We start from the raw sequence: 8,469 nt of genomic DNA, 5'->3' as shown, positions 1-8,469 counted from the left end.
AAAAACTGGCATCAAAAAACCACACCCCAACACGGGGGTATCAGAGCATGGCAAAAAACAACAACAAACAAAAACCACCAAACACACTATTGAGTTCTCAAACAACACACCCGGCTGACACCCGCCAGCAGGCAACCCTGCCAGCTTACTAGAAGTCTTTAGCGGCGTCAACTGCCGCTGCCTTCCCGTTTCCGGGCTCGGCGCGGCTGGCCGACCGCCTACACTACACGCGTTCTATCTCAGCTCCAAGTCGCACCAGATTCTCCACGAACAGCGGATAGCCCCGGTCGATGTGGAAGACGTCGTGCACCTCGGTCTCCCCGTCGGCAACCAGCCCGGCCAGTACCAACCCGGCGCCTGCCCGGATATCCGAGCACCACACCGGCGCGCTCGACAGCTGCGGAATGCCCCGCACCACCGCGTGGTGCCCGTCGGTCCTGGCATCGGCACCGAGACGGATCATCTCCTCGACGAATCGGAACCTCGCCTCGAAGACATTCTCGGTGATCATCGACGTCCCGTCGGCAATCGACGCCAGCGCTATGGCCATCGGCTGCAGGTCGGTCGGAAATCCGGGAAACGGCAATGTCGCCACATTGCCCGCCTTCGGACGCTCGTACTGGACCACCCGAAACCCGTTGTCGTGCTGGGTGACGGTGGCGCCTGCGTCGTGCAGCTTGTGCAACACCAGCTGCAGATGAGCCGGATCGACGCCGGTGACGGAGATGTCACCACGGGTCATCGCGGCGGCAATGCCCCACGTCGCCGCCACTATCCGGTCGCCGATCACCCGGTGCTCGGTCGGATGTAGCTTCGGGACGCCGGTGATTGTCAGCGTCGACGTTCCGGCGCCCTCGATCTGAGCGCCCATCTGGTTGAGCATCTCGCAGAGGTCGACGACATCGGGCTCTCGTGCTGCATTGTGGATCGTCGTGACACCGTCGGCGACGACAGCGGCCATCAAGATGTTCTCGGTCGCACCCACCGAGGGAAATTCGAGCTGGATCTCGGCGCCGTGCAGCTTTTCAGCGGTGGCCACCACGCAGCCGTGTTCGATCGTGCAGTCGGCGCCGAGCTGGCGCAGGCCAGCCTGATGCATGTCGAGCGGCCGCGAACCGATCGCGTCGCCGCCGGGAAGCGCGACGCGGGCGCGCTTGCATCGCCCGACCAGCGGACCCAGGACGCACACCGACGCCCGAAACTGGCGCACCGCGGCGAAGTCGGCTTCGTACTTGGGTTCCTCAGGCGATGTGATCCGCACGGTAGAACCGTCGAGCTCCACGTTGGCTCCGAGGCCGCGCAGCACCTCGGCCATCAACGGCACGTCGAGAATGTCGGGGCAGTTGGTGATCGTCGTGGTGCCCTCGGCGAGCAGGCTGGCGGCCATCAGCTTCAGAACGCTGTTCTTGGCGCCCCCCACGGCAACTTCGCCCGACAACCGGTTGCCACCGGTCACCACGAAACGCTCGCTCACGGCGGATAGTTTAGTAGAGCCAGCGCCCCGTGCCGGTTCACTGGGCCGGTACCGTTTCAACCATGGCAGTGCATCTGACCCGCATATATACCCGTACCGGCGACGACGGCACATCGGGACTGAGTGATTTCTCACGGGTCGACAAGAACGACCCGCGGCTGGTCGCCTATGCCGACTGCGATGAGGCCAACGCCGCCATCGGAGTCGCCGTTGCCCTGGGTGAACCCGGCGACGAACTGCGCAGGGTCCTGCTGCAGATCCAAAACGACCTGTTCGACGCCGGCGCGGACCTGTCCACCCCGATGGCCGAGAATCCGGAGTACCCGCCGCTGCGCATCACCGCACCGTATGTCGAGCGGCTCGAGGCGTGGTGCGACCGCTACAACGAAGACCTGCCGGCCCTGAACTCGTTCATCCTGCCCGGTGGCACCGCGCTGTCAGCCCTGCTACACGTCGCCCGGACCGTGACTCGGCGCGCCGAGCGCTCCGCATGGGTCGCGGTGAAGGCCTACCCCGAGACCGTCAGCCCCCTGCCGGCCCGTTACCTCAACCGGCTCTCGGACCTGCTGTTCATCCTGTCGCGGGTGGCCAATCCAGACGGTGACGTGCTGTGGCGGCCCGGCGGCGCGACGGCCGAAGGGCCCGACAAGAAGTAGCTCAGCCCGTCCGGCGCCGCGCCCTCGGTGACGGACTGGACTCGACCCAGGACAGGAAGGCCGTCAACGCCCCGCGGTCCAGCGCCATCTCGTATCCGCGCCACCGGTCGGCGGTGGTGTCGTGCAACTCGAGCACGACGATCTCGTCGGTCATGATGTCGAACTCGTCGCCGCGAGGAGCCCGCCGGGAAATGACCTCCAGCCCCCGGCGGCTCAGCCGACGATCTGGCCACCAGCGCAGACTCGACAACCGGTAATACCTGGCCTCATCGCCGCGGTAACGGACGACGCCGTGCCGCCAGCCATGACCACCGACGGCGGGAATGTCACGCAGGATCGCGGCGGTGCCGCCCTGTCGCAGCTTCCACAACCGGTAGCTGAGCGCGGCCACGGCCAGCATCAGCACACTGACCAGCGCGACCATGAAGATCATCGGCGCGCTCATCGGTCGCTGGCCTGCGGCTAGTCGAGCTGGCCTAGGGCACGCAGGCGCGCCCGTCCCCGCGCAGCGGTCTCCGGGTCATCCGATGCGGCGTCTTCCTTCGCCGACTCCGCGTCGATCTCGGACTCGAACTCCGCCGACTCCGCGAGGATTGTCACGCCCTCCTCGGTCACCGATAGGTAACCACCGTCCACGGCGATGCGCAGATCGTCCTCGCCGTCACGTTCGACCCGCACCATCGCGTCGTCCACGAGCTGTGCGACCAGCGGGATGTGGCGGGGCAGGATGCCGATCTCGCCAGAGGTGGTGCGGGTGAAGACGAAGGTCGCCTTGCCCGACCAGATCTTGCGCTCGACGGCGACGATGTCGACGTCCAATTCGGCCATCTCACATCACCTTTCGTCTTGTTGAATGCACTTCGCGCAAGCGCTCATCGCGCCAGAAGCGGGAAACCTACAGCTTGGCGCCGAGGCTCTCGGCCTTCTTCGCCAGGTCGTCGAGGCCACCGATCAGGAAGAACGCCTGCTCGGGCAGGTGGTCGAACTCGCCCTTGGCCAGCTTGTCAAAGGCTTCGATGGTCTCCTTGAGCGGCACGGTCGAACCGGGCTGGCCGGTGAACTGCTCGGCCGCCATCATGTTCTGGCTCAGGAAGCGCTCGATCTTACGGGCCCGGTACACCAGGACCTTGTCTTCTTCGGAAAGCTCGTCGATGCCGAGGATCGCGATGATGTCCTGAAGGTCCTTGTAGCGCTGCAGGATCCGGATGACTTCCTGCGCAACACGGTAGTGCTCGTCGCCGACCACGCTCGGGTGCAGGATCGTCGAGCTCGACGCCAGCGGATCCACCGCCGGGAAGATGCCCTTGGAGAACACCGCACGGGAAAGCTCGGTGGTGGCGTCCAGGTGCGCGAACGTGGTGGCCGGAGCCGGGTCGGTGTAGTCGTCGGCGGGCACGTACACGGCCTGCATCGAGGTGATCGAGCGGCCGCGCGTCGAGGTGATGCGCTCCTGCAGTTCGCCCATCTCGTCGGCCAGGGTCGGTTGGTAACCGACGGCCGACGGCATGCGACCCAGCAGGGTCGACACCTCGGAGCCGGCCTGGGTGAACCGGAAGATGTTGTCGATGAACAGCAGCACGTCCTGGCCCTGCTCGTCGCGGAAGTATTCGGCCATGGTCAGCGCCGACAAGGCAACGCGCATACGGGTGCCCGGCGGCTCGTCCATCTGACCGAACACCAGTGCGGTGTCCTTGAGGACGTTGGCGTCGGCGAGCTCGACCCACAGGTCGTTGCCCTCACGAGTGCGCTCACCGACACCGGCGAACACCGAGGTGCCGCCGAAGTTGCGGGCGATGCGGTTGATCATCTCCTGGATGAGCACCGTCTTTCCCACGCCGGCGCCACCGAACAGGGCGACCTTGCCGCCGCGCACGTAAGGGGTCAGCAGGTCGACGACCTTCAGGCCCGTCTCCAGCATCTCGGTGCGGGGTTCCAGGTCAGCGAAGGCCGGGGGCTTGCGGTGGATCGACCAGTGCTCGAAGTCCTTGCCGTACCCGGGATCGTCGAGGCAGTCACCGAGGGCGTTGAACACGTGGCCCTTCACACCGTCGCCGACCGGCACCGAGATCGAGGCACCGGTATCGGACACCTCGACGCCCCGGACCAGACCATCGGTCGGCTGCATGGAGATGCAGCGGACCAGGTTGTCGCCCAGATGCTGGGCAACCTCCAGCGTCAGGGTCTTGGCCAGCGCACCGAAGGTGATCTCGGCGTGCAATGCGTTGAACAGCGCGGGCACCGAGCCACGCGGGAACTCGACGTCCACCACCGGTCCGGTGATGCGGACAACACGCCCGGCGGTCTTGGTCTCTACGGCAGCAGTCATATTTCTCTTCGCTTCTCTAGCTCTCGATGTGGCTTCTATTGTCTGGCGTCGGCCAGTGCATTGGCGCCGCCGACGATTTCGCTGATTTCCTGGGTGATCTGGGCCTGACGCTCGCGGTTTGCCGCCAGCGTGAGCGCCTTGATCAGATCGTCGGCGTTGTCGGTCGCCGACTTCATGGCACGACGACGCGACGCCGATTCCGATGCCGCCGCCTCGAGAAGCGCTGCGTACACCCGGGTTGCGATGTAGCGCGGCAGCAACGAGGCGAACAGTTCCTCGGCATTGGGCTCGAATGAGAACAAGGTGTGCGGTCCGGCGTCTGCCTCGCCGACGTACTCGACGACCATCGGCGCGATCCGCAGGGCTGCAGCCGTCTGGGAGAGCATCGACCTGAACTCGGTCGACACAATGTGCAGTTCGTCGACACCGAGGATGCCGTCGGCGCCCGGGTCGTCACCGCTGTCGTCCGCACCGGCCATGAACGCGGTCACCAGGGTGTCGGCGATAGCCTTGGCGTCCTCATAGCTGGGCCGCTCGGAGAAGCCGGTCCACGATTCGGTGACGGCACGCTGACGGAAACTGTAGTAGCCCAGCGCTTTTCGCCCTACGACGTACAGCACCGGGTTCTTACCCTCGTCCCGCAGCAGCGCGAACAGCTCCTCGGCGCGGCGCAAGACGTTCGCGTTGTAGCCGCCGCACAGGCCGCGATCCGACGACACCACCAGCACACCGGCCCGCTTGGGGCTCTCCCGCGCGACGAGCAGCGGGTGATCCAGCGCACTGGCTCCCGCCAACTCTGTGAGCATGTTGGTGATCTCGGTGGCGTACGGCCGGGCCGCCTCGACCCGGGCCTGCGCCTTGGCGATCCGCGACGTGGCGATCAACTCCTGGGCCTTCGTGATCTTCTTGATCGACGAGGCGGAGCGGATGCGTCCGCGTAGCTCGCGAAGTGTGGCTGCCATGGCCTTCCCTAGTTCTTCTTCGGAGCCGGCTTACGGACCTTGACGGATTCCTTCTCCAGGTCCTCGGGGTCCAGTGCCTCGGTGTGCTCGTCGCCAACGACCACCGAGCTGCCGTCACTGGCGGCGAAGCCCCTCTTGAAGTCGTTGATCACCGAAACGAGCTTCTCCTCGGCCTCCTCGGAGAGCTTCTTGGATTCCTTGATGCCGGTGAGGATGTCGGCGTGGCTGGCCTTGACGTGCTCCAGGAACTCGGACTCGAAGCGCGCGACATCCTCGACTGGAACCGAATCCAGGTGACCCTGGGTGCCGAGGAAGATCGCGACGACCTGATTCTCGACTGCCATCGGGCTGTACTGGGCCTGCTTGAGCAGCTCGACCAGCCGAACACCGCGATCCAGCTGAGCCTTCGACGCGGCGTCCAAGTCTGAGGCGAAGGCCGCGAAGGCCTCCAGCTCGCGGTACTGCGACAAATCCAGGCGGAGACTTCCGGCCACTTCCTTCATCGCCTTGATCTGGGCGGCGCCACCGACGCGGGACACCGACACACCGACGTTCACGGCTGGGCGCACGCCCTGGTTGAACAGGTCGGACTCCAGGAAGCACTGGCCGTCGGTGATGGAGATGACGTTGGTCGGGATGAACGCCGAGATGTCGTTGGCCTTGGTCTCGATGATCGGCAGACCGGTCATCGAGCCGCCACCGAGCTCATCGGACAGCTTGGCGCAACGCTCCAGAAGACGAGAATGCAGATAGAACACGTCGCCGGGGAAGGCTTCGCGGCCAGGCGGACGGCGCAGCAGCAGCGAGATCGCGCGGTAGGCGTCGGCCTGCTTGGAGAGATCGTCGAACACGATCAGCACATGCTTGCCGTTGTACATCCAGTGCTGGCCGATGGCCGAACCGGTATAGGGTGCAAGCCATTTGAAGCCTGCGGCGTCGGAAGCCGGGGCCGCGACGATGGTGGTGTACTCCATCGCGCCACCCTCTTCAAGAGCCCGCTTCACTGAGGCGATCGTGGTGCCCTTCTGGCCGATCGCGACGTAGACGCAGCGCACCTGCTGGTTGGGATCGCCGGTCTCCCAGGCTTCCCGCTGGTTGAGGATGGTGTCGACGCAGACGGCGGTCTTGCCGGTCTTGCGGTCGCCGATGATCAGCTGGCGCTGGCCGCGACCGATCGGCGTCATCGCGTCGATGGCTTTGATACCGGTCTGCAGCGGCTCGCTGACGCCCTGGCGCTGCACCACCGACGGGGCTTGCAGTTCGAGCTCGCGGCGGGTTTCGGCCTCGATGTCACCTTGGCCATCGATCGGCTGGCCCAGCGGGTTGATGACCCGGCCCAGGAAGGCGTCGCCGACGGGCACCGAGAGCACCTCGCCGGTTCGCTTGACCTGCTGACCCTCTTCGATCTTCTCGAACTCACCCAGGATGACCGCGCCCACGCTGTGCTCATCGAGGTTCAGCGCAACGCCGAGCACGCCGCCGGGGAACTCCAGCAACTCCTGGGTCATCACCGAGGGCAGACCCTCGACGTGGGCGATGCCGTCGCCGGCGTCGATGACGGTGCCGATCTCCTCGCGCCCGGTGTCCGCCTCGAAGCTCGAGATGTACTCCTGGACGGCGCCCTGGATGTCGTCAGCCGAGATTGTCAACTCTGCCATGACTTTTCGTCTTCCTGCCTTAGTTTTGGGTCTTGGGGTTCGTGGGGCTAGTCGGTCGGCTAATCAGGTAGCCGGGTCACAGCTGCGGCCAGCCGTGACGACAGCGTCCCGTCTATCACCTCGTCGCCGACAGCGACCGAAAGGCCGCCCAGCAGCGAGGGATCCACGTTCAGCTGCACCGAAACAGGGTGGTTGTAGATCCGGGTCAGAACCTGGGCCAGTCGGGTGCGCTGCTCCTGGCTGAGATCAGCGGCCGCACCCACGTGGGCGACGATCTCACCACGGCGGGCGACGGCGAGCTGTGCCAGCGCCAGCACCGCTTCGTCGGCTGGCTCACCCCGCAAGAGGGTGACGGTCTGGGCCAGCAGGGCAATTGCTGTCGCGTTCGCCCCGCTGCCGTCGGCGAGAACCTTGCGCAGCAACCCGACCCGACCATCGGCGGGCGCGGTGTAGTCGCCCAGCAGGGAGGTCAGTCGAGGCTGTTCGTCGAGGATGCGGGTGAAACGGAAGAGCTGCTCTTCCACCGCGTCGGCCTGGTTGTCGCGCTCGGCGCGAACCAGCAGGGCCAGCCGGGCGACGTGCTCGATGACGTCGACGAGATCTTCCGTCCGTGACCAGCGCACCGATACCGCCGTCTCGAGCAGATCCAAACTGTTGCCCGAAACCTTGCCGTCCAGCAGTCGGTGGACAAGTCGTTTCTTGGCCTCGGCCTCGCCAGAGGCCTCGGCCAGATGGCGGGCCAGGATCGGCTCGCCGATCAGCAGCCCGGCGACCGCGGCGAGGTCATCGGACAGGCCGGACAGGGCATCGCCCGAGAGACCCGAGGACACCGCGTCGAACTTCTCCACCACCGCGGCCTGGGCCTCGCGGCTGGCCGACCGCAGATCCGAACCCGTCTCGGGGGTGAAGGCCGTCGGCGCCATCGAATCCAGTTCGTCCAGGAACCGGTCGACAGTGGCAGCCTGCGACCGCGGATCGGCCACGTGTGCCCGTACCAGTTCGCCTGCACGGCGCACCGACTCGCTGCCGAGATGCTGACGAAGTTCCCGGATCAGCTGGGCGCGCAGCAGTTGAACGTGTTGCCCGCCTTGGATTTTGATCCGCTCCACCTCGACATCGGCCTGTGCGCGCAGCTGTTCGACGATGCGTTCGGCATCGACGCGGGACTCTTCGACGATGTGCTTGGCCTCGACCTTGGCTTCGGCGACCCGAGCGGCATGGTGCTTGTCTGCGTCGGCGAGCCGCTTGGCGGCTTTGGCGCTGTCGTCGATCTGTGTGCGCACGGCGTCCTGCTGGCTGGCCATCATGCGCTTGATCGGCGGCACCACATACCGCCAGATGATCGCCACGATGACCAGAAAGCCGATGAGCTGTCCGATGAAGGTTGACATGT

Annotated in this window: 8 protein-coding genes; 1 reads left to right on the top strand and 7 read right to left on the bottom strand. The window is 65.7% G+C overall.

Annotated elements, in window-relative coordinates; genetic code table 11:
- Positions 1 to 223 precede the first annotated feature (223 nt).
- Positions 224 to 1,474, bottom strand: a complete 1,251-nt coding sequence (murA, locus tag ORI27_RS25400) for a UDP-N-acetylglucosamine 1-carboxyvinyltransferase (RefSeq protein ID WP_265999842.1) — start codon at positions 1,472 to 1,474, stop codon at positions 224 to 226.
- Between the two features lie 62 nt (positions 1,475 to 1,536).
- Here murA and ORI27_RS25395 point away from each other — a divergent pair, with 62 nt between their 5' ends.
- Positions 1,537 to 2,130, top strand: coding sequence for a cob(I)yrinic acid a,c-diamide adenosyltransferase (locus ORI27_RS25395; RefSeq protein WP_265999841.1), 594 nt, complete (start codon positions 1,537 to 1,539; stop codon positions 2,128 to 2,130).
- A 1-nt stretch (position 2,131) separates the two neighbouring features.
- Here ORI27_RS25395 and ORI27_RS25390 read toward each other — a convergent pair whose 3' ends face one another.
- The 6 genes from ORI27_RS25390 to ORI27_RS25365 form a co-directional block, all read right to left on the bottom strand.
- Complete coding sequence (locus tag ORI27_RS25390) at positions 2,132 to 2,575, bottom strand: DUF2550 domain-containing protein (RefSeq protein WP_265999840.1); 444 nt, start codon at positions 2,573 to 2,575, stop codon at positions 2,132 to 2,134.
- A 17-nt stretch (positions 2,576 to 2,592) separates the two neighbouring features.
- Positions 2,593 to 2,958, bottom strand: coding sequence for a F0F1 ATP synthase subunit epsilon (locus ORI27_RS25385; protein ID WP_265999839.1), 366 nt, complete (start codon positions 2,956 to 2,958; stop codon positions 2,593 to 2,595).
- A gap of 67 nt (positions 2,959 to 3,025) precedes the next feature.
- Complete coding sequence (gene atpD, locus ORI27_RS25380) at positions 3,026 to 4,456, bottom strand: F0F1 ATP synthase subunit beta (RefSeq protein WP_265999838.1); 1,431 nt, start codon at positions 4,454 to 4,456, stop codon at positions 3,026 to 3,028.
- A gap of 35 nt (positions 4,457 to 4,491) precedes the next feature.
- Entirely contained in the window at positions 4,492 to 5,418 is a 927-nt protein-coding gene (locus ORI27_RS25375) for a F0F1 ATP synthase subunit gamma (protein WP_265999837.1), read from the bottom strand.
- 8 nt (positions 5,419 to 5,426) lie between these two features.
- The gene (gene atpA / locus ORI27_RS25370; RefSeq protein WP_265999836.1) at positions 5,427 to 7,076 is read right to left on the bottom strand and encodes a F0F1 ATP synthase subunit alpha; all 1,650 of its coding nucleotides are present in this window, start codon (positions 7,074 to 7,076) and stop codon (positions 5,427 to 5,429) included.
- Positions 7,077 to 7,135: 59 nt separating this feature from the next.
- Positions 7,136 to 8,467 carry a F0F1 ATP synthase subunit B/delta gene (locus ORI27_RS25365; RefSeq protein ID WP_265999835.1) on the bottom strand — a complete coding sequence of 444 codons (1,332 nt, stop codon included), beginning with the start codon at positions 8,465 to 8,467 and terminating at the stop codon, positions 7,136 to 7,138.
- Positions 8,468 to 8,469: the final 2 nt, after the last annotated feature.

Origin of the sequence: Mycobacterium pinniadriaticum (assembly GCF_026242045.1) — a bacterium.
GTDB lineage: Bacteria > Actinomycetota > Actinomycetes > Mycobacteriales > Mycobacteriaceae > Mycobacterium > Mycobacterium pinniadriaticum.
The sequence above is the reverse complement of the archived record's forward strand: the minus strand, read 5'-3'. Positions and strand labels throughout refer to the sequence as shown.

Bases quoted from the DNA above. Each gene is read 5' to 3' on its own strand.
- ORI27_RS25395 (WP_265999841.1), top strand. From the start codon at position 1,537: ATGGCAGTGCATCTGACCCGCATATATACCCGTACCGGCGACGACGGC.
- ORI27_RS25390 (WP_265999840.1), bottom strand. From the start codon at position 2,575: ATGAGCGCGCCGATGATCTTCATGGTCGCGCTGGTCAGTGTGCTGATG.
- ORI27_RS25385 (WP_265999839.1), bottom strand. From the start codon at position 2,958: ATGGCCGAATTGGACGTCGACATCGTCGCCGTCGAGCGCAAGATCTGG.
- atpD (WP_265999838.1), bottom strand. From the start codon at position 4,456: ATGACTGCTGCCGTAGAGACCAAGACCGCCGGGCGTGTTGTCCGCATC.
- ORI27_RS25375 (WP_265999837.1), bottom strand. From the start codon at position 5,418: ATGGCAGCCACACTTCGCGAGCTACGCGGACGCATCCGCTCCGCCTCG.
- atpA (WP_265999836.1), bottom strand. From the start codon at position 7,076: ATGGCAGAGTTGACAATCTCGGCTGACGACATCCAGGGCGCCGTCCAG.
- ORI27_RS25365 (WP_265999835.1), bottom strand. From the start codon at position 8,467: ATGTCAACCTTCATCGGACAGCTCATCGGCTTTCTGGTCATCGTGGCG.